Raw genomic sequence first — 20,047 nt, 5'->3', positions numbered from 1 at the left:
AGCAATATATGCGGGTTTACGCATATATGGCAAGGGTCAGAGCCAGCGGCTCCAGAATCGGGTCAGCACGTTGCCCGCGGACACCAGCCAGCCGGGCACCCCGGAGAAATCGAACAGCCACAGCACCACCTGAAAAAACCAGGCGCTGGCCGGCCACAGCAACAGCAGCAGGATGAAAAAGCCCCACTGCTTGGCAGGGGCCACGGCCCGCTGCGTCTCGGGACTCAGGTGCGGTTCGAGGGCGTCGTAGCCGTCCAGGCCCGGGATCGGCAGCAGGTTCAGCACCACCGCCGTCAGCTGCAGAAATCCCAGGAACGCCACGCCCGCCCACAGCACCGCGTGGTCGGGCTCGTAGAACAGTCGCGTCAGCGCCAGCAGCAGCACCGTCAACACCAGGTTCGCCGCCGGGCCCGCGAGGCTGACCAGCGTGCGATGCTTCGGCGTCATGAACCAGGTCCGTAGGTACACGGCGGCGCCCGGCAGGCCGATCCCGCCCAGCGCGATGATCACCATCGGCAGCAGCAGCGAAAGCGCCGGATGGCTGTAGCGCCGCGGATCCAGCGTCAGGTACCCGCGGACCGCGGCGTCGTGGTCGCCGAACCGCCAGGCGGTCACCGCGTGACCGAATTCGTGCAGGCACAGCGACACCAGCCAGCCCGCGATCACGAAGGTGAACACCCCGGCATACGCCAGCGGCCGCACGGTCGAACCGGCCAGCCAGGCGAGCACGCCGCCGATCGCCGTCACGGCCAGCAGGGCCAGGAAGATGGGGCTGGGTCGCACCGATTCGTGCCGGGCGGGCGGGATCACCGGTCGAAACTATCGGACCGTCGGCCGGCCTCGACGTGGCGGTGCGACGTCGACCGGCGGCCCGGCCCCCTGTGAATTCCGGGCGCGGGAGGGTACCGATTAGGCATGACTGATAAATGGTTCTCCGACGTCGATGCGCCGGGACAACTGACCCTGGCGGATCTGTGCGACCAGATCGAGCAGAAGATCCATCTCAACGCGGACAACCAGAGGCCCCCTGAGGAGTTCGGGGACTGGCAGACGTGCCTGGCGGACCGGGACGCCACCATCCACAAGCTGAGCGCCGCCGTCGTCAACCTTTGCCAAATGGTCAAGCACCTGGCGTCCAAGCAGCAGGGCGACGGCGCCTAGTCCCGGAAACTATCGGACCGCCAGCCACCCTTCGACGTGGCGGTAGAACGTCGAGCGGCGCGCGGGCCGCGGCGCGGACACGCCGTCGCGCACCACGGTGACCCCGGTGCTGCCCAGCTGGACCGCGCGGCCGGCTACCCAGCGGCGCCGGCCGACGCGCGCGCGCAGGCCCGGCACGTCAACCGTCGGCTCGATGTCGACGGCGGCCGCGTCGCCGTCGAACAGCACCGCGTCGTCGACGACGGCCTCCCCGCGCAGCAGCCGCCCCTCGGCGGGCAGCCAGGACGCCCGCCCGACGACCACCGACCCGGTCTCGTCGCGCACCAGCGGCACCCGCCGCGCCGAGCCCCGCAGCGCACGCCGCGCCGCCCGCCGTCCGGCGGGCAGGCGGTAGGTCCGCGTGGCGCGGGTGCGCCGGCGCGGCGCGTAGGCCATCTCGATGTCGAGCCGGCCGGCGCGCAGCAGCCGGGTCAGCACCGCGGCCAGGTCGGCGTCGGCGCCGAGCACCACCAGCCGCCGATACGGTCCGATCGCGGCGTCGATGTCGGTCGTGTGTACCGGCAGACCGGCCAGCGGCCCCGGCACCCGGCGATCGCCGAACAGCAACACCGCGACAGCACGATCTTCTTGCCTCACCAATGCCTTTGTCTTCCAATGCCTCTCGACCACAGGACGGCCAGACCGGCTGAGCGGCGGACGATCTCGTCATCACGACACAGTCACAACATGATTCCGGACTGCGAAAGTTGCTGCGTCATCGCCTGATGTCAACCGGATACTTTACTCCTGCCACGGGGTCAACGAATGGGTGGCCAAGAGAACGGAGAACTGCCATTCGCCGACTCACCCTTGGCGCCGTTGCGCTTTCGGCTGCCCTGCTGTGCGTCGGGCCGGCGACCGCCTGGGCCGACGAATCGATCGTGATCGACTTGGTGCGGCACGGCCAGTCGGAGTCCAACGCGGCCGGCGTGATCGACACGTCGGTGCCCGGAACGGCGCTCACCGCGCTCGGCCAGCAACAGGCGAGGGACATCGCCACCGTGATCGCCGCGCAGGGCCCGGTGGCCGGGATCTACGCGTCGCAGTTGATCAGGACGCAGCAGACCGCGGCCCCACTGGCGGCCATGCTGGGCATGAACGTGCAGGCATTGCCCGGGCTCAACGAGATCGACGCCGGCGCGTTCAACGGCCAGCCCCAGTTCAGCCTCGCGGGGTTGGTGTACCTGCTGGGCCCCGTCGCGTGGCTGCTGGGGCTGCGCATCGTGCCGATGCTGGCCCCGGGCTCCACCGACGCCAACGGATTCGAATTCGCCAACCGCTTCAACGGCGCCCTGCAAACGATGTACGGCAACGCGGCCGGCTTCACCGACACTTTGCAGACGATGTACGCCAATGCCATGGCCAACCCGGTTCGATCCACGGGCGGCAAGATCACCGAGGTGGCGTTCTCCAGCGAGTTCACCATCGGCGTCGGGACGATGATGACCGTCAAGAATCCCGATCCGCTGCTCTTGCTCTTCGATCCGCTGCCGAACACCGGCATTGTCGAGATCCAGGGCAATCCGCACGACGGCTGGAGGCTGGTCAGTTGGAACGGGAAACCCGTGTGGCCGGGGTGGGCGGCCAAGAGGCCCGCTCGTGACGCGAACCCCCTGTGCCTGATGTTGGACGCACCGGCCCGGGGCGGTGTGTGCGCGGCCAAACCGGCCGCGACGTCGTGAAGCGGGGCCGTTCGCGACACGAGCCGGGATTCAACCGGGCCTTGGCACAGGTCCGTTGCCGCCCGACGTTTAGGATCGCCACGTGAACGGCGCCTTGCCAGTAGAGCCACAGTAAGCAGGCGGGAGCAAGTCATGCCGGCAATCGTCCTCATCGGCGCCCAGTGGGGCGACGAGGGCAAAGGTAAAGCCACCGATCTGCTCGGCGGGCGCGTGCAGTGGGTGGTGCGCTACCAGGGCGGCAACAACGCCGGACACACCGTCGTCCTACCGACCGGCGAGAACTTCGCGCTGCACCTCATCCCGTCCGGGGTGTTGACCCCCGGCGTCACCAACGTCATCGGCAACGGCGTCGTGGTCGACCCCGGGGTGCTGCTCGACGAGCTCAAAGGCCTCGAAGACCGGGGCGTGGACACCACCAAGCTGCTGATCTCCGCGGACGCGCACCTGCTGTTGCCCTACCACGTGGCCATCGACAAGGTCACCGAGCGCTACATGGGCAACAAGAAGATCGGCACCACCGGGCGCGGCATCGGGCCCTGCTACCAGGACAAGATCGCCCGGCAGGGGATCCGCGTCGCCGACGTGCTCGACCCCGAGCAGCTGACCCACAAGATCGAGGCGGCGCTGGAGCTGAAAAACCAGATCCTGGTGAAGATCTACAACCGCAAGGCGCTGGACCCGCACCAGGTCGTCGACTCGCTGCTCGCGCAGGCGGAGGGGTTCCGCCACCGCATCCGCGACACCCGGCGGCTGCTCAACGCGGCGCTGGAGACCGGCGAGACGGTGTTGCTGGAGGGCTCCCAGGGCACCCTGCTCGACGTCGACCACGGCACGTATCCCTATGTCACGTCGTCGAATCCGACCGCGGGCGGCGCGGCCGTCGGGTCCGGCATCGGCCCCACCCGCATCACCACCGTGCTGGGCATCCTGAAGGCCTACACCACCCGGGTGGGCTCCGGGCCGTTCCCCACCGAGCTGTTCGACGCCAACGGCGAATACCTCTCCAAGACCGGCGGCGAGTTCGGTGTCACCACCGGGCGGCGGCGCCGCTGCGGCTGGTTCGACGCCGTCATCGCCCGCTACGCCACCCGGGTCAACGGCATCACCGACTTCTTCCTGACCAAGCTCGACGTGCTCTCCAGCCTGGAAACGGTGCCGATCTGCGTCGGCTACCGCATCGACGGCGAACGCACCAACGACATGCCGATGACGCAGGCCGACCTGCACCGCGCCGAACCGGTCTACGAGGAGTTGCCCGGCTGGTGGGAGGACATCTCCGACGCGCGGGAGTTCGACGACCTCCCCGCCAAGGCGCGTGACTACGTGTTGCGGCTGGAAGAGCTTGCCGGAGCGCATGTTTCGTGCATCGGCGTCGGGCCGGGACGGGAACAGACGATCGTGCGCCGCGACGTGCTGGCGGCCCGCCCGTGACCCAGCCGGCGGCCGAGCCCGACCCGAAAGACCTCGACCCCGAATACGACCACCACGGCGGCTTCCCCGAATACGGCCCGGCCAGCCCGGGCCCGGGGTTCTGCCGGTTCGTCGCGGCCATGCGCCAATTGCAGGACCTCGCGGTGTCCGCCGACCCCGGTGACGACCTGTGGGACCAAGCCGCCGACCGGGCGGCGGCGCTGGTGGCGCTGCTGGGGCCGTTTCAGGCCGACGAGGGCAAGGCCCCGGCCGGGCGGACGCCCGACCTGCCCGGCATGGGCAGCCTGCTGCTGCCGCCCTGGACGCTGACCAAGTACGCGCCGGACGGCGTCGAGATGACCGGTCACTTCAGCCGATTCCACGTCGGCGGGAATCACGCCGTGCACGGCGGGGTGCTGCCGCTGCTGTTCGACCACGTGTTCGGCATGGTCTCGCACGCCGCGGGGCGCCCGATCAGCCGGACGGCCTTCCTGCACGTCGACTACCGCAAGGTCACCCCGATCGACACGCCGCTGTCGATACGCGGCCGAGTCACCAGCACCGAGGGCCGCAAGGCGTTCGTGGCCGCCGAACTCGTCGACGGCGACGCGACCGTGCTGGCCGAGGGCAACGGGCTGATGGTGCGGCTGCTTCCCGGCCAGCCCTGACGCGCGGCGCACCTATCCTTGAGCGGGTGACCGAACGACCAGACGACAAGACGACCGCGCTCACCGTCCCGCCGCAACCGCCGGCGGGCGACGCCGACGTCCGGCCGCGCGTGGCGTTGCTGGGTTCCGGTGAGCTCGCCCGCGAACTGGCGATCGCCCTGGGCCGCCTCGGCGCGCGGGTGATCGCCGTCGACGAGCTCGCCGGCGCCCCCGCGCACGCGGTGGCCGAGCAGTCGCTGGTGGTTCCCCTGGCCGACGCCGACCAGCTGACGCAGGCGATCCGGGGACTGCAGCCGGATTTCGTGGTCACCACCACCGACGCGCTCGCGACCCAGGCCCTCGAGGGCGTCGAGGGCGCGCAGCTGGTGCCCGGCGCCCGCGCCGTGCGGCTCACCGCCGACCGCGAGGGCCTGCGCCGGCTGGCCGCCGACGAGTTGGGCCTGCCCACCGCGCCGTTCTGGTTCGTCGGCTCGGCCGCCGAGCTCGAGGCGGTGGGCGCGCACGCCGGCTACCCGCTGCTGGTGCAGCCGGTGCTCACGGCCGACGGGCGCGGCCGGTCGGTGGCGTCCGGACCCGACGACATCGCGGCGGCCTGGCAGCGCGCGGCGGGGGGCAGCGGGGAGCAGCACCGGGTGCTGGCCGAGACCGTGGTGGAGGTCGAGTTCTACGTCACCCTGCTGGCCGTGCGCAGCGACGGGCCGCACGGGCCGGTGATCGACTTCTGCTCGCCCATCGGCCACGGCGAGGGTGCCGACGTGCGCGAGTCCTGGCAACCGCAGCGGATGAGCCCGGCCGCCGTGGACGCGGCCAAGTCGATCGCCGCGCGGATCGTCAAGGCGCTCGGCGGGCGGGGTGTCTTCGCCGTCGAGCTGATGATCAACGGGGACGAGGTGTACTTCGTCGACGTCACGCCCCGCCCCACCGACAGCGCCTGGGCGACGGTGCCCAGCCAGCGGCTGTCGGCGTTCGAACTGCAGGCCCGCACCGTCCTGGGGCTGCCGGTTGACACCATCATGATTTCGCCGGGCGCGGCCCACCGGGTGGAGCGCGCCGACGCGCCGCCCGCCGCACTGGCCGGGGCGCTGGCCGGCGTGCCGGAAACCGACCTTCGCCTGGCCGGGCGGGGTTTCCAGGCGCTGGCGACGGCGCCGGACGTGGCGGCCGCGCGGGACCGCGCGCGCGAGGTCGCGGACCGGCTGGCGGTACGGCACCAGGGCCCACACAGCTCGGTCACGCGAGAGGCGCGGTTATAACCTCGCTACCATCCGAGGTCATGAGCACAGAGCGCGCAGGCTCCTACGCCGGAGACATCACGCCAGAGCAGGCCTGGGAACTGCTCAGCGACAACCCGAACGCCGTGCTGGTCGACGTGCGCACCGACGCCGAGTGGCGGCTGGTCGGCGTGCCCGACCTGTCCAGCCTGGGCCGCGAGGCGGTGTTCATCGAGTGGAACACCTCCGACGGCAGGCACAACGCGAACTTCGCCGACGAACTGCGCGACCACGTCCCGCCGGGCGCCGAGGCCGAGCGGCCGGTGGTCTTCCTGTGTCGCTCGGGCAACCGCTCCATCGGCGCCGCCGAGGCCGCCACCCGCGCCGGCATCACCCCGGCCTACAACGTGCTGGACGGGTTCGAAGGCCACCCGAACAGCCAGGGGCTTCGGGGTGAATCGGGTTGGCGCGCCGTCGGATTGCCCTGGAAGCCGCTATGACCGACCCGTCGGGGGAGTCTGTGCGCGCGCCCAAGGCCCTGCCCGACGGCGTCAGCCAGGCCACCATCGGCGTGCGGGGAGGCCTGCTGCGCTCCGGCTTCGAAGAGACCGCCGAGGCGATGTTCCTGACGTCCGGCTACGTCTATCCGTCGGCCGCGGTCGCGGAGCAGTCGTTCACCGGCGAAGTGGACCACTTCGTGTACTCCCGCTACGGCAACCCCACCGTGACCATGTTCGAGGAGCGGCTGCGCCTGATCGAGGGTGCGCCCGCGGCGTTCGCCACCGCGAGCGGCATGGCGGCGGTGTTCACCTCGCTGGGCGCGCTGCTGGCCGCCGGCGACCGGTTGGTTGCGGCGCGCAGCCTGTTCGGGTCGTGTTTTGTGGTGTGCAACGAGATCCTGCCGCGCTGGGGCATCGAGACCGTCTTCGTCGACGGCGACGACCTGGCGCAGTGGGAGGAGGCGCTGTCGAAGCCCACCGCCGCAGTGTTCTTCGAGACGCCGTCCAACCCGATGCAGTCGCTGGTGGATATCGCCGCGGTGGTCGAGCTGGCGCACGCCGCGGGCGCAAAGGTGGTGTTGGACAACGTCTTTGCCACACCGCTGCTGCAGCAGGGCTTCCCGCTCGGCGTGGACGTGGTGGTGTACTCGGGCACCAAGCACATCGACGGCCAGGGCCGGGTGCTGGGCGGCGCCATCCTCGGCGACAAGGAGTACATCGACGGCCCGGTGCAGAAGCTGATGCGGCACACCGGCCCGGCGATGAGCGCGTTCAACGCCTGGGTGCTGGTGAAAGGCCTTGAGACGCTTGCCGTTCGGGTCGAGCACAGCAACTCCTCGGCGCAGCGCATCGCGGAATTCCTGGAAACCCATCCGGCGGTGAGCTGGGTGCGCTACCCGTATCTGCCGTCGCACCCGCAATACGACCTGGCCAAGCGCCAGATGTCCGGGGGCGGAACAGTGATCACCTTCGCGCTCGACTGCCCCGACGCTTTGGCCAAGCGGCGGGCCTTCGAGGTGCTGGACAAGCTGCGGCTGATCGACATCTCCAACAACCTGGGCGACGCGAAATCCCTTGTCACGCATCCCGCGACGACGACGCACCGGGCGATGGGACCCGAAGGTCGGGCGGCGATCGGGCTGGGCGACGGCGTGGTCCGGATTTCGGTGGGCCTGGAGGGCACCGACGACCTGATCGCCGATATCGACCAGGCTTTGAGCTAGTTGAAGAGCTAGCCGGCCTGCTTCTCGGCCGCCTCGATGCGCTCGGCCGCCGCCAGCGTCCCCTCCTGCGCCTGCCGCTCGACCCAGTCCACCACCGGCCGGGCGTACATCATCTGGCTGGTGATGGCCATCTGGCCGCGGGTGCGGCCGAGGAAGGAAATCCCCCAGGAGAACATCGCCGCGATGCGGTTGCGGTGGCCGACCAGGTAGTACAGGTGCAGCAGCAACCAGGCCAGCCAGGCGATGAAGCCGCCGAACTCCAGCTTGCCCACCTGCGCGACGGCGCTGTACCGGGAGACCAGGGCCATGCTGCCCTTGTTCAAGTATTTGAACGGCTTGCGGTTGGCGGGGTCGTCGGTGCCCTTCACCGCGTGTTTGATCAGCGTGGCGGCGTAGTGGGCGCCCTGGATCGCGCCCTGGGCCATCCCGGGCACGCCGGGCACCGACATCAGGTCCCCGACGACGAACACGTACGGATGCCCCTTGACCGTGAGGTCGGGCTCGACGACCACCCGTCCGGCGCGGTCGGTCTCGGTCCCGTCGGACTGCTCGGCGATGATCTTGCCCAGCGCGCTGGCCTGCACACCGGCGGCCCACACCTTGCAGGCGCACTCGATGCGCCGCTCGCCGCCGTCCTTCTCCTTGATCGTGATGCCCATGTAGTCGACGGTGGTCACCATCGCGTTGAGCTGCACCTCGACGTCCATCTTCTCCAGCCGGCGTTGCGCCTTGAGGCCTAGCTTGGGACCCATCGGCGGCAACACCGCGGGCGCCGCGTCGAGCAGGATGACCCGGCATTCGCTGGGCGTGATGGTCCGGAACGCCCCCGCCAGCGTGCGCTCGGCGAGCTGGACGATCTCGCCGGCGAGCTCGACCCCGGTCGGCCCGGCGCCGACCACCACGAACGTCAGGCGGCGCTGCCGCTCGGCCGGTCCGGTGGCGACCTCGGCGGCCTCGAACGCGCCGAGGATGCGCGCCCGCAGCTCGAGGGCGTCGTCGACGCTCTTCATGCCGGGCGCGAAGGCGGCGTAGTCGTCGTTGCCGAAATAGGACTGCTGCGCGCCGGCAGCCACGATGAGGCTGTCGTATGGGGTCACCGTCTGCATGCCCATCAGGTGCGACGTGACGGTCTTCGCCGTCAGGTCGATGTCGCTGACGTCGCCCCACAGCACGCGGACGTTTTTCTGCTTGCGCAGGATCAGCCGGGTGGTCGGGGCGATGTCGCCCTCGGACAGGATGCCGGTGGCCACCTGGTACAGCAACGGCTGGAACAGGTGGGTCGTCGTCCTCGAGATCAGGGTGACGTCCACGTCCGCCCGTTTGAGCGCCCTGGCCGCGTTCAGGCCCCCGAATCCGCTTCCGATGATGACGACGCGATGCCGCGACATGCTCATCCCCTCACCGTACGACCCCGCCGCGCCGCCGCTAGAACGGCCACCCGTTGGAGTTGTCCTTGAATTTGCCGTTCAGCGCGGTGCAAAAATCGTCGGCCGTGCCGGCGAGCAAGACGTAGTAGGTCTCGCCGCGGCGGCTCTCGAAGGTGTTGGGGGTGCTCCAACCGCTGTTGCACAGCGAGTTCTGCGCGCCGGCGGTGGACCTGCGCCAGTTCGTCTTCGCGCAGCCCGCCAGCGCGTCGACGTTGGGCGTCGCGCTCTTGGCCGCGACCACCATCGCGCCGCCCCATTGCCCGTCGGCGCGCCGATAGGCGCGCGCCCCGAATCCGGCGTTGTTGGTCTGGCAGGCCAGCGCGCGGCGCATCAGCGAGAAGGGCGCGGCCAGTTGGGAATTGGCGCTCGCGGACGCGGCCGTGATGAATTGCGCCGCGTCCGAGCCGTCGACCTCCTGCACGTTCGGGGTGCCGAAGCTGAACAGCTGCTGCGCGATCCCGGCGTTGCTGCCGCCGCCGATGATCGGCCCGCCGCCGCTTGACGTCATCGCCGGCAGCGCGGAACTGGGATCGGCGCCCGCCGGCGCGACACCGGCGGCGGCGCCCAGCGCAAGCGCGGCCAGCACCCGGCGGAGCGCGGTGAGTCTCATGCCCTCATTCCAGCACGTGCGCGCGGGTCATGTCAGCGGAAGGCGTCGCTGCCGGTGAACGCCTGGCCGAGCACCAGCTGGTGCATCTCGGGCGTGCCCTCGTAGGTGAGCACCGACTCCAGGTTGACCATGTGCCGGATCACCGGGTATTCGAGCGATATCCCGTTGCCGCCCAAGATGGTTCGCGCGGTGCGGCAGATCTTGATGGCCTCCCGGGTGTTGTTCAGCTTGCCGAAGCTGACCTGCTCGGGCCGCAGCCCGACGCCGTCCTTTAGGCGGCCGAGGTGCAGCGACAGCAGCTGACCCTTGTGCAGCTCGACCGCCATGTCGACGAGTTTCGCCTGCGTCAGCTGGAATCCGGCGATCGGGCGCCCGAATTGGGTGCGCTGCGTGGCGTAGTCAAGCGCGGCCTGCCAGGCCGAGCGCGCCGCGCCCATCGAACCCCAGATGATTCCGTAGCGCGCCTCGGACAGGCACGACAGCGGCCCCCGCAGCCCGTTGGCCTCGGGCAGCATCGCGGACTCGGGCACCCGCACGTCGTCGAGCACCAGCTCGCTGGTGATCGAGGCGCGCAGCGACAGCTTGTGGTGGATGGTGTTGGCCGAGAAGCCCGGCGTCTTGGTGGGGACGATGAAGCCGCGGACGCCGTCGTCGGTGGCAGCCCACACGATTGCGATGTCGGCGACCGAGCCGTTGGTGATCCACAGTTTGCGGCCGTTCAGCACCCAGTCCGAACCGTCGCGGCGGGCGCGGGTCTTCATCGCGGCCGGGTCGGACCCCACGTCGGGTTCGGTCAGCCCGAAGCACCCCAGCAGTTCGCCGGTGGCCATGCCGGGCAACCACTCCTGCTTCTGCTCCTCCGACCCGAAATTCCAGATCGCGAACATCGCCAGGGACCCCTGCACCGAGACCATCGACCGAATGCCGGAGTCGGCGGCCTCGAGCTCGGTACAGGCCAGGCCGTAATGCACCGACGAGGCCCCGCCGCACCCGTAGCCCTCCAGGTGCATGCCCAGCAGGCCGAGCTGGCCGAATCCCTTGGCCAGTTCCCGCACCGGCAGGTCACCGATCTCGAACCACTCCGCGACGTAGGGCAGCACGTGTTCGGCGCAGAACTCCCTGACGGTGTCGCGCACCGCGAGCTCGTCGCTGGACAGGGAGGCGTCCAGGCCCAGGGGGTCATACCGGTCGAAGGCGGGGGGTTTTTTGGTGCTCATGGCTTTCAGCCTGCCACTAGCCGGCCCTCGGCAAACCCGGCCGGTAGTCTCGCTGCATGCGACGGCCTCTGTGGCTCGTCGTGGACGTCGCCTGCGTGCTGGTCTTCTGCGCGGCCGGGCGCCGCAGCCACGACGAAGGACTCGACATCGCCGGCGTGGCCACCACCGCGTGGCCGTTCCTCACCGGGACCGCCGTCGGGTGGCTGGCGTCCCGCGCCTGGCGGCGCCCGACCGCCCTGGTGCCGACCGGGGTGGTCGTGTGGCTGTGCACGGTGGTGGTCGGCATGGTGTTGCGCAAGCTGAGTTCCGCGGGCGTCGCGGCCAGTTTCGTGGTGGTGGCGGCGTCGGTCACCGCGTTGTTGTTGCTCGGCTGGCGCGCGGTCGTCGGGCTGAGCGTCCGGCGCCGGTCCGGCGTCTGACCATGGCGACGGCGGCGGGCGTGGCGGTGACCGCGGCATTCGGCGCCGCCGCGCGGGCGGTCGCCACCAACAAGGGGTTGCTGAACGATCCGTTCGCCGAACCGTTGGTGCGCGCGGCCGGGGTGGACCAGCTCGCCCGCGTGATCGACGACGACCGGTTCGCCGCGGAGGACGCGGGCGGCCCGCGGTTCCTGGACCTCTGCGCGGCGCACACCCGGTTCGTCGACGAGTTCGTCGCCGATGCCGTCAGGGCGGGCCTTCGGCAGGTGGTGCTGTTGGTGTCCGGCCTGGACACCAGGCCGTACCGGTTGTGGTGGCCGCCCGGGACGACGGTTTACGAGGTCGACCGGCCCGAGGTGCTGGACTTCAAGGCCGAGGTGCTGCGCGGCCAGGGCGCCGAACTGGCCGCGAGCCGGCGCGGGGTCGGGGTCGACCTGCACCAGGATTGGCCGGCCGCGCTGCGGCGGGTCGGCTTCGACGCCACCGCGCCCTCGGTGTGGGTCGCCGAGCAGTTGCTCATCGGCTACCTGACGCCCGCGCTGCAGGACCGGGTGCTGCAGGGCGTCACCGCGATGAGCGCCGCCGGCAGCCGGCTCGCCGCCGATCACATGCCCACCTGGACCCCGCTGCTGCTTGAGGCGGAGCGGTCCTTCGTCGATGGCTGGCGCCGCCACGGCCTGGACATCGACCTGGCCAGCCTGACGCATCCGGGCCGGTACCACTACGTCCCCGAGTACCTGGGCGCCAACGGCTGGGCGGTGGTGCAGCGCGGGGCCGGCGACCTGCTGGGCGCGATGGGGCTGCCGGCGCCGGCGCGCGGTGGGACGGAGTTCGTCCCGGAATACCTCACCGCCACACGGGTTTAGACGATCATGGCGGGTTCCAACCAGCTTCGGTTCGTGTCGGCCACGCACGACGACCCGCTGGCGCAGCCCCTGCTGGCTGAGCTGGCCGACGAGTACGCGCAGCGCTACGGCGGCACGCGGGCCACGCACCTGTCCTGGCTGCCGGTGCCGGCCGCGGAGCTCGCGCCGCCGGACGGCGGGCTGCTGATCGGGGTGCTCGACGGCGTGCCCGTCACGGGCGGCGCGTTCCGGCGCTACGACGCCGAGACCGCCGAGCTGAAACGCATCTGGACCGACCGCGCGCACCGGCGCCGCGGGTATGCCCGGATCCTGCTGGCGGCGCTGGAGGCCGAGACCGCCGCGCGCGGGTACCGGCGGCTGTATCTGATCACCGGCAACCGGCAACCCGAGGCCGAGGCGCTGTACGACGCGACCGGGTACACCCGGGTGCCCGCCGACCCGCTGCCGTCCTGGGGCCCGTTCGTCCCGATCGCATTCGAGAAGTGGCTGGTTCCCGAAGTCCGGTGAATGTTGTTGGGCTGCAATGGATTCCGGGCTTCAGCGTTCGGCCCGCGCCAGGGCCGCGTCGGTCGCCTCCCGGATCGGTCCCCGCCACACGTCGCCGTGGCCCGGCAGCAGCACCTCGGTGTCGAGCAGGGCGAGCGCGGACAGGGTGCGGATGCAGTCCTGCTGGCTGTAGCTGAAGATCGCCGGCAGCAGCTGCGGTCCGCGGTGGCGCAGCAGGGGGTGGCCGGTGATCAGCGCGTCCCCGCTGACCAGCACGCCGTCGATCAGATACGAGCAGTGTCCGTTGGTGTGCCCGGGGCTGAAGACGGGCATCGGCTGGCCCGGCAGGCCGGCGGCCACCTCGGCCGTCAAGGGCTGGGCGGTGGGGATGCCGTCGCGGATCAGGCCGCCGCTGCGGACCACGTGAGCCGTCCACCTCGCCCACCGCGGCCGCCAAATGCGAAGCGCCACATCGACGATCGACACCTGCTCCAGGTACTCGCGTTTCGCGTGGCCCACCTCGTCGGGGTGGCAGTACACGGGGATGCCGTGCTCGCTCGCGAACCAGATAGCGGTGCCCAGGTGGTCGATGTGGGCGTGCGTCAACACGATGGCGCGCACATCGCCCGGGCCGTAACCCAGCTCGGACAGCGAGCCCAGGACGTCGTCGCGGTCCCCGGGATAGCCGGCGTCGACCAACATGACGCCGGTGTCGTCGGTGACCAGCGTCCAGTTGACCGCGTCGCCCTGGGCGAGGTGCACCGTGTCGGTGACCTGAACTAGCTCCGCCATGCCCGCGAGTGTAGGAGGAGCGATCGCAAGCGCGGCGAAGCCGGGCGCGGCGGGTCGCGACCATCGGCGGAGGAGTAGAAATAACCCGTGGCTGAACTGAAACTTGGATACAAGGCATCCGCCGAACAATTCGCACCACGCGAGCTCGTCGAACTCGCCGTCGCCGCCGAAGGTCACGGCATGGACAGCGCAACCGTCAGCGACCACTTCCAGCCTTGGCGGCACAAGGGCGGGCACGCCCCCTTCTCGCTGGCCTGGATGACCGCCGTCGGCGAACGCACCAAGCGGATCGTGCTGGGCACGTCGGTGCTCACGCCGACCTTCCGGTACAACCCCGCCGTCATCGCCCAGGCCTTCGCCACCATGGGCTGCCTGTACCCGAACCGCATCTTCCTCGGGGTGGGCACCGGCGAGGCGCTGAACGAGATCGCCACCGGATACGAAGGCGAGTGGCCCGAGTTCAAGGAACGCTACGCGCGGCTGCGCGAGTCGGTCCGGCTGATGCGCGAATTGTGGCTCGGCGACCGCGTCGACTTCGAGGGCGAGTACTACAAGACCAAGGGCGCCTCGATCTACGACGTGCCCGAGGGCGGCATCCCGATCTACATCGCCGCGGGCGGACCGCAGGTGGCCAAATACGCCGGGCGCGCCGGCGACGGGTTCATCTGCACCTCCGGCAAGGGCGAAGAGCTCTATAAGGACAAGCTGATCCCCGCGATGCGTGAGGGCGCCGAGGCGGCGGGCAAGAACGCCGAAGACATCGACCGGATGATCGAGATCAAGATCTCCTACGACACCGATCCCGAACTGGCCCGGGAGAACACCCGGTTCTGGGCGCCGCTGTCGCTGACCGCCGAGCAGAAGCACAGCATCGACGACCCGATCGAGATGGAGAAGGCCGCCGACGCGCTGCCGATCGAGCAGATCACCAAGCGCTGGATCGTCGCGTCGGATCCCGACGAGGCCGTCGAGAAAGTCGGTCAATACGTCGAGTGGGGCCTCAACCACCTGGTGTTCCACGCACCGGGCCACGACCAGCGCCGCTTCCTCGAGCTCTTCGAGAAGGACCTGGCCCCCAGGCTGCGGCGACTTGCCTGAACCCTCAGCGATATACATCGCCGCTCCGGAACCGGAGACCGGCAAGTCGACGCTCGCGCTGGGGCTGCTGCACCGCCTGACCGCGACCGTCGCGAAGGTCGGTGTCTTCCGGCCGATTACGCGGGTCACCGACGGCAAGGACCGGGACTACATCCTGGACCTGCTGCTGCGGCACACCACCGCGGGCGTGCCCTACGAGCAGTGCGTCGGCGTGACCTACCAGCAGCTGCACGCCGACACCGACGCGGCGATCGCGACCATCGTCGACGCCTATCACGCGATGGCCGACGACTGCGACGCGGTGGTGATCGTGGGCAGCGACTACACCGACGTGGCCCGGCCCGCCGAGCTCTCGGTCAACGCCCGGATCGCCGTCAATCTCGGTGCGCCGGTGGTGCTCACGGTCAGCGGCCGGGGCCGCACGCCGGACCAGGTGGCCGGCGTCGTCGAGGCGTGCCTGGCCGAGTTGACCGTCCAGCGCGCCCACACCGTGGCGGTGGTGGCCAACCGCTGCGAACCGGAGCGGCTGGCCGACGTCGCCGAGGCGCTGGAGGCCTTCAGCCAGCGCAGCTACGTGCTGCCCGAAGAGCCACTGCTGTCCGCCCCGACGGTGGCCGAACTCGAAACCGCGGTCAGCGGAACGCCGGTCAGCGGCGAGGCGTCGCTGCGGGAACGCGAGGTCACCGGCGTCTTGGTCGCCGGGATGACTGCCGACCACGTGCTGGAACGGCTGAGCGACGGCATGGCGGTCATCACGCCGGGCGATCGCTCGGACGTGGTGCTCGCGGTGGCCAGCGCCCATGCCGCCGAGGGTTTTCCGTCGCTGTCGTGCATCGTCCTCAACGGGGGCTTTCGGCTGCATCCGTCCATCGCGGCGCTGGTCGCCGGGCTGCGGCTGCGCCTGCCCATCGTCGCCACCACGCTGGGCACCTACGACACCGCCAGCGCGGCCGCCGCCGCCCGCGGCCGGGTCACGGCGAATTCGCAACGCAAGATCGACACCGCGCTGGAGTTGATGGACCGCTACGTCGACGTCCCGGATCTGCTTGAGCGGCTTGCCATCCCGATACCCACCGTGACCACGCCGCAGATGTTCATCCACCGGCTGACGCTGCAGGCGCGGTCGGACCGCAAGCACATCGTCCTGCCCGAGGGCGACGACGACCGCATCCTCAAGTCGGCCGGCCGGGTGCTGCAGCGCCGCGTCGCCGACCTCACCGTCCTGGGCGACGAGGCCCAGATCCGGCAGCGTTCGGGTGAACTCGGGGTGGATCTCGACGGTGCGCAGGTGATCGACCCGCGCACCAGCGACCTACGCCTCCAGTTCGCCGACCAGTACGCGGACCTGCGCAAGGACAAGGGCGTCACCCTCGAGCACGCCCGCGAGATCATGCGCGACGGAACATATTTCGGCACGATGATGGTGCACAACTGCATGGTCGACGGCATGGTGTCCGGCGCCGCCCACACCACGGCGCACACCGTCCGGCCGGCCTTCGAGGTGATCAAGACCGTGCCCGACGTTTCCACCGTGTCGAGCATCTTCCTGATGTGCCTGCCCGATCGGGTGCTGGCGTACGGCGACTGCGCGATCATCCCCAATCCGACACCCGAGCAGCTGGCCGACATCGCGATCTCTTCGGCGCGCACCGCGGCGCAGTTCGGCATCGAACCGCGGGTGGCGTTGCTGTCGTACTCCACCGGTGAATCGGGCAGCGGCGAGGACGTCGAGAAGGTCAGGACCGCAACGGAATTGGTTCGGCGCCGGGCGCCGCAGCTACCGGTCGAGGGCCCCATCCAATACGACGCCGCGATCGAGCCGTCCGTCGCGGCCACCAAGTTGCGGGACTCGCCGGTTGCCGGCCGCGCCACGGTGCTGGTCTTCCCCGACCTGAACACCGGCAACAACACCTACAAGGCGGTGCAGCGCAGCGCCGGGGCGATCGCCATCGGACCGGTGCTGCAGGGCCTGCGCAAGCCGGTGAACGACCTGTCCCGGGGCGCGCTCGTCGAAGACATCGTGAACACAATCGCCATCACGGCTATCCAGGCGCAGGGCATCCGTGGCTAACTCGAATCGGGTTGTGCTGGTGATCAACTCGGGATCGTCCTCGCTGAAATACCAGCTGGTCGATCCCGATTCGGGTGAGGCCCGGGCGACCGGCAACGTGGAACGGATCGGCGAGGAGTCCTCCCCGGTCGCCGACCACGACGCGGCCCTGCGCCAGGCGTTCGACGCGCTGTCGGAGAAGGGGATCGACCTGCGTGCCTGCGGCCTGGTGGCGGTGGGGCATCGAGTCGTGCACGGTGGCAACACGTTCTACAAGCCCACCCCGGTGGATGACGCGGTGATCGACAAGCTCGACGAGCTGTCGGAGCTGGCGCCGTTGCACAACCCGCCGGCGGTGAAGGGCATCGAGGTGGCGCGCAAGCTGCTGCCCGACATTGTCCACATCGCGGTGTTCGACACGGCGTTCTTCCACGACATGCCGCCCGCGGCGGCCACCTATGCGATCGACCGTCAGGTAGCCGAACGCTGGCAGATCCGCCGCTACGGATTCCATGGCACGTCACACCGGTACGTGAGCCAACAGGCCGCCGCGTTCCTGGGCCGGCCGCTGGGCGGGCTGAAACAGATTGTGCTGCATTTGGGTAACGGCTGCTCCGCGTCGGCGATCGCCGGTAACCGGCCCCTCGACACGTCGATGGGCCTCACCCCGCTGGAGGGCCTGGTGATGGGCACCCGCAGCGGTGACATCGACCCCAGCATCGTCGCCTACCTGTGCCACACCGCGAAGATGGGCGTCGACGAGGTGGAGTCCATGCTCAATCAGCGGTCGGGGGTGCTGGGCCTGTCCGGCGAGCGCGACTTCCGAAGGTTGCGCGAGATGATCGAATCCGGAGACGGCGCGGCGCAATTGGCCTACAGCGTGTTCACCCATCGGCTGCGTAAATACGTTGGCGCCTACCTGGCGGTGCTGGGGCACACCGATGTCATCACCTTCACCGGCGGCATCGGGGAGAACGACGCGGCCGTGCGCCGCGACGGACTGGCCGGGCTGGAAGAGTTGGGCATCGTGCTCGACCAGCGCCGTAACCTGGGCGGCGGCAAGGGCGCCCGGCAGATCTCGGCCGAGGAATCCCCGGTCGCCGTGCTGGTCATCCCGACCAACGAGGAACTGGCCATCGCCCGCGACTGTGTGAGCGTGTTAAGCGGTTAGGAAGCCCAGGCTCTTTCGCCCGGCGCCCACCGACGGCGTGGGATCCGCTCCGACGGTCCGCACCAGCAATTCGTGGTACACGTCGCGAAAGTCGGTGGTGTACTTCAGGTCCCCGTTGTCGAGGTCGGTGAGGCTGGGCTCGTCGCCGTAGAAACCGCCCCGAACGGGTGCGCCGGCAACGAAGACGGGCCCGGCCGTGCCGTGATCGGTGCCTTGGGAGGCGTTGGCGCGCACCCGGCGGCCGAACTCCGAATACGCCATCACGACGACGTTGCGGTCGCCCACTTCCCGCAGGAATTTGGTTACCGCGTCGTCGAACGTCCCGAGCAGGCGTTGCTGTGTGTCGCGCTCTGAAGCGTGGGTGTCGAAGCCACCCAGTTGCACCGTGTACACCCGCGTCGGCACGCGAGACTTCACCGCTTCGGCCACCATGCCGAGCTGCGTCGAGAGCGAATTACGCTGTTGTCCAGCGACTTTTATCGATTCAAACGCCTTGGCGGTGGTGCGTGCGGCCCGGTAGGCCTTGCACACCGCGGCCATCGCGGGGGTGTCGTCGGGGTCGTCGGTGCCGAGCGCCTCCATCAGCGCGTCTGCGCCCCGCCCCGCCGGCGCCGAAGCGGTGGAAAGCGCCGCGGCGGTGAACTTTTCCCCGACCGCCAGCGGCGGGAGGACGGGACCGATGTTGACCGCGCGCAGCGGGTCGTCGCCGGTTGCATCGAGCCAGCGGCCGATCCAGCCGGTCGACACGGGCTCAGCCGGCGACGCGGTTTGCCAGATATCCATCGACCGGAAGTGGCTGTGGTCGGGCCGCGGATAGCCCACGCCGCGCACGATGGCCAGCTGCCGGCCGCCCCACCACTGGGCCAGGCCCTTGAGCGCGGGGTTGAGACCCAGCGTCTCGTCGAGGCGCAGAACCTCGCCGGGGCCGTAGGCGAGCTCGGGCCGGGCATCGTGATAGGCGTTGTCCCCGTAGGGGATCAGGGTGTTGATGCCGTCGTTGCCGCCGTACAGCGTCACGAGCACCAGCACGCCGGCGCCGTCGGACAGCGGCCGGTCCTGGGCCGCGCGCATCAGGTCGGGCCAGCTGACCGCCACGGCCGTCGACAACAGGCCGGCCGCGCCGACGCCCGCGCTGGCGACCAGGAACTTGCGGCGGTTCATCTCGGGCATTTTCGGATCTCGTTAGGAAGTCAGGTATTCGGGCGTGTTAACGGCGGCCGCCACCAGCAGCGGCGGGGTGCCGGTCAGCGGTCGCAGCGCGGCGGCGGTCCGGTCCGACCAATCTCCGACGCCGAACAGGTAGCCGACCGCGTCGATGCGGTCACCCCGGGCGGCGCCCTCGATGCCGGACAGGTCGCCGGTGTGTGCCAACCGGCCGGCGATCCGCAGCCGCGCCTCGGCGCTGGCGGTGGACAGCCATACTTGGCCCTGCGGCCAGCCGCCCACGCTCGGGGGATAGAAGGGCCGCTGCCCGAGCGCGCGCAGCGCGCCGTCGGCGACCTGCCGCGTGGATGCGTCGACGGGTACCCGCAACGCGCGCATCACACCGACGAGCCATTCGACCGGGGGGTTGACGACAGTGGCACGGCCGCCGGTGAATTCGTCGTCGGTGAGGATGGCCCGCGTGAGCGCGCCCAGGTCGCGGCCCGGCCCGTAGGCGGAGACCAGCCGGTCGAGCGCGTGGCCCGACGGCGGATCGTCGGAGGCCAACTGCCGCCACAACCGTCCGGCCACGTACTCCGCCGACTTGGGCTGCGCCAGCACCGCATCGCAGAATCCCGCGGCGTCGAAATCGCCGGTCTGCCCGAACAGCTTCTTGGCCGAGCCGTCGTGGCGCCGCGGTGCCATCGAGGTGCGGCCGTCCTCTCCGATCACCCACCCCGTCAGCGCGCGGGCGCCGTTGCGTACGTCGTCCTCGGTGTAGCCGTTGCCGTGGCCAAGGGCGAACAGCTCCATGAATTCCCGCGCGAGGTTCTCATTGGGCGCCTTGGCGGTGCTGCGCTGGCTGGACGGGCAG

The 20,047-nt window shown here is 70.1% G+C and carries 21 protein-coding genes; 13 read left to right on the top strand and 8 right to left on the bottom strand.

Annotated features, from left to right (window positions below; all coding sequences use genetic code 11):
- Positions 1 to 36: 36 nt before the first annotated feature.
- Entirely contained in the window at positions 37 to 810 is a 774-nt protein-coding gene (locus A5702_RS20535) for a site-2 protease family protein (RefSeq protein ID WP_068223203.1), read from the bottom strand.
- Positions 811 to 915: 105 nt separating this feature from the next.
- On the opposite strand from A5702_RS20535, the gene A5702_RS20530 reads away from it, so the two are divergent.
- The gene (locus A5702_RS20530; RefSeq protein ID WP_068223200.1) at positions 916 to 1,161 is read left to right on the top strand and encodes a hypothetical protein; all 246 of its coding nucleotides are present in this window, start codon (positions 916 to 918) and stop codon (positions 1,159 to 1,161) included.
- Between the two features lie 9 nt (positions 1,162 to 1,170).
- Here A5702_RS20530 and A5702_RS20525 read toward each other — a convergent pair whose 3' ends face one another.
- On the bottom strand, positions 1,171 to 1,797 hold the full coding sequence (locus tag A5702_RS20525) for a hypothetical protein (RefSeq protein ID WP_055405476.1): 627 nt from the start codon (positions 1,795 to 1,797) through the stop codon (positions 1,171 to 1,173).
- Positions 1,798 to 1,994: 197 nt separating this feature from the next.
- On the opposite strand from A5702_RS20525, the gene A5702_RS20520 reads away from it, so the two are divergent.
- From A5702_RS20520 to A5702_RS20495, 6 genes are all read left to right on the top strand, one after another.
- Positions 1,995 to 2,882, top strand: coding sequence for a histidine phosphatase family protein (locus tag A5702_RS20520; RefSeq protein WP_068223248.1), 888 nt, complete (start codon positions 1,995 to 1,997; stop codon positions 2,880 to 2,882).
- Between the two features lie 132 nt (positions 2,883 to 3,014).
- Positions 3,015 to 4,313 (top strand): adenylosuccinate synthase, encoded by a 1,299-nt coding sequence (locus A5702_RS20515; protein ID WP_068223197.1) that lies wholly within the window; start codon positions 3,015 to 3,017, stop codon positions 4,311 to 4,313.
- Positions 4,310 to 4,960, top strand: a complete 651-nt coding sequence (locus A5702_RS20510) for a PaaI family thioesterase (RefSeq protein ID WP_068223194.1) — start codon at positions 4,310 to 4,312, stop codon at positions 4,958 to 4,960. Before A5702_RS20515 ends, A5702_RS20510 begins: the two co-directional genes overlap by 4 nt.
- 26 nt (positions 4,961 to 4,986) lie before the next feature.
- A complete protein-coding gene (purT, locus tag A5702_RS20505; RefSeq protein WP_231965120.1) occupies positions 4,987 to 6,213 on the top strand; it encodes a formate-dependent phosphoribosylglycinamide formyltransferase in 1,227 nt (408 codons plus the stop codon).
- Positions 6,214 to 6,233: 20 nt separating this feature from the next.
- Entirely contained in the window at positions 6,234 to 6,671 is a 438-nt protein-coding gene (locus tag A5702_RS20500) for a rhodanese-like domain-containing protein (protein WP_055405469.1), read from the top strand.
- Positions 6,668 to 7,894, top strand: coding sequence for an O-succinylhomoserine sulfhydrylase (locus A5702_RS20495; RefSeq protein WP_068223190.1), 1,227 nt, complete (start codon positions 6,668 to 6,670; stop codon positions 7,892 to 7,894). Before A5702_RS20500 ends, A5702_RS20495 begins: the two co-directional genes overlap by 4 nt.
- Before the next feature lie 8 nt (positions 7,895 to 7,902).
- On the opposite strand, the gene A5702_RS20490 is transcribed toward A5702_RS20495, so the two are convergent.
- Genes A5702_RS20490 through A5702_RS20480 form a run of 3 tightly spaced genes read right to left on the bottom strand, consistent with a single transcriptional unit; the run spans position 7,903 to position 11,148 of the window.
- Positions 7,903 to 9,282 (bottom strand): NAD(P)/FAD-dependent oxidoreductase, encoded by a 1,380-nt coding sequence (locus tag A5702_RS20490; protein WP_068223241.1) that lies wholly within the window; start codon positions 9,280 to 9,282, stop codon positions 7,903 to 7,905.
- A 37-nt stretch (positions 9,283 to 9,319) separates the two neighbouring features.
- Positions 9,320 to 9,931, bottom strand: a complete 612-nt coding sequence (locus A5702_RS20485; protein ID WP_068223187.1) for a hypothetical protein — start codon at positions 9,929 to 9,931, stop codon at positions 9,320 to 9,322.
- A 32-nt stretch (positions 9,932 to 9,963) separates the two neighbouring features.
- Positions 9,964 to 11,148 carry an acyl-CoA dehydrogenase gene (locus A5702_RS20480; RefSeq protein WP_068223184.1) on the bottom strand — a complete coding sequence of 395 codons (1,185 nt, stop codon included), beginning with the start codon at positions 11,146 to 11,148 and terminating at the stop codon, positions 9,964 to 9,966.
- Between the two features lie 56 nt (positions 11,149 to 11,204).
- Here A5702_RS20480 and A5702_RS20475 point away from each other — a divergent pair, with 56 nt between their 5' ends.
- From A5702_RS20475 to A5702_RS20465, 3 genes are read left to right on the top strand one after another with little or no spacing between them, the layout of a single operon-like run.
- Positions 11,205 to 11,567: a DUF3054 domain-containing protein gene (locus A5702_RS20475; protein ID WP_067816502.1), complete on the top strand. Its 363-nt coding sequence runs from the start codon at positions 11,205 to 11,207 to the stop codon at positions 11,565 to 11,567.
- Positions 11,568 to 11,569: 2 nt separating this feature from the next.
- The gene (locus tag A5702_RS20470; protein ID WP_068223181.1) at positions 11,570 to 12,433 is read left to right on the top strand and encodes an SAM-dependent methyltransferase; all 864 of its coding nucleotides are present in this window, start codon (positions 11,570 to 11,572) and stop codon (positions 12,431 to 12,433) included.
- A gap of 6 nt (positions 12,434 to 12,439) precedes the next feature.
- The gene (locus A5702_RS20465; RefSeq protein WP_068223179.1) at positions 12,440 to 12,940 is read left to right on the top strand and encodes a GNAT family N-acetyltransferase; all 501 of its coding nucleotides are present in this window, start codon (positions 12,440 to 12,442) and stop codon (positions 12,938 to 12,940) included.
- A 30-nt stretch (positions 12,941 to 12,970) separates the two neighbouring features.
- On the opposite strand, the gene A5702_RS20460 is transcribed toward A5702_RS20465, so the two are convergent.
- On the bottom strand, positions 12,971 to 13,711 hold the full coding sequence (locus tag A5702_RS20460; RefSeq protein ID WP_068223176.1) for an MBL fold metallo-hydrolase: 741 nt from the start codon (positions 13,709 to 13,711) through the stop codon (positions 12,971 to 12,973).
- Between the two features lie 87 nt (positions 13,712 to 13,798).
- Here A5702_RS20460 and fgd point away from each other — a divergent pair, with 87 nt between their 5' ends.
- Genes fgd through A5702_RS20445 form a run of 3 tightly spaced genes read left to right on the top strand, consistent with a single transcriptional unit; the run spans position 13,799 to position 18,030 of the window.
- The gene (gene fgd / locus A5702_RS20455) at positions 13,799 to 14,809 is read left to right on the top strand and encodes a glucose-6-phosphate dehydrogenase (coenzyme-F420) (protein WP_055403823.1); all 1,011 of its coding nucleotides are present in this window, start codon (positions 13,799 to 13,801) and stop codon (positions 14,807 to 14,809) included.
- A complete protein-coding gene (gene pta, locus A5702_RS20450) occupies positions 14,802 to 16,880 on the top strand; it encodes a phosphate acetyltransferase (RefSeq protein WP_068223173.1) in 2,079 nt (692 codons plus the stop codon). The genes fgd and pta overlap by 8 nt, the downstream gene beginning before the upstream one ends.
- Positions 16,881 to 16,893: 13 nt before the next feature.
- On the top strand, positions 16,894 to 18,030 hold the full coding sequence (locus tag A5702_RS20445) for an acetate kinase (RefSeq protein ID WP_068223167.1): 1,137 nt from the start codon (positions 16,894 to 16,896) through the stop codon (positions 18,028 to 18,030).
- Here the strand turns inward: A5702_RS20445 and A5702_RS20440 are convergent.
- Positions 18,019 to 19,200 carry a DUF1501 domain-containing protein gene (locus A5702_RS20440; protein ID WP_068223163.1) on the bottom strand — a complete coding sequence of 394 codons (1,182 nt, stop codon included), beginning with the start codon at positions 19,198 to 19,200 and terminating at the stop codon, positions 18,019 to 18,021. The genes A5702_RS20445 and A5702_RS20440 overlap by 12 nt on opposite strands.
- Positions 19,201 to 19,212: 12 nt before the next feature.
- A partial coding sequence (locus A5702_RS20435) for a DUF1800 family protein (protein ID WP_156669691.1) occupies positions 19,213 to 20,047 on the bottom strand: 835 nt, incomplete at its 5' end.

Source organism: Mycobacterium sp. E3339, from assembly GCF_001666915.1.
Classification (GTDB): domain Bacteria; phylum Actinomycetota; class Actinomycetes; order Mycobacteriales; family Mycobacteriaceae; genus Mycobacterium.
The sequence above is the reverse complement of the archived record's forward strand: the minus strand, read 5'-3'. Positions and strand labels throughout refer to the sequence as shown.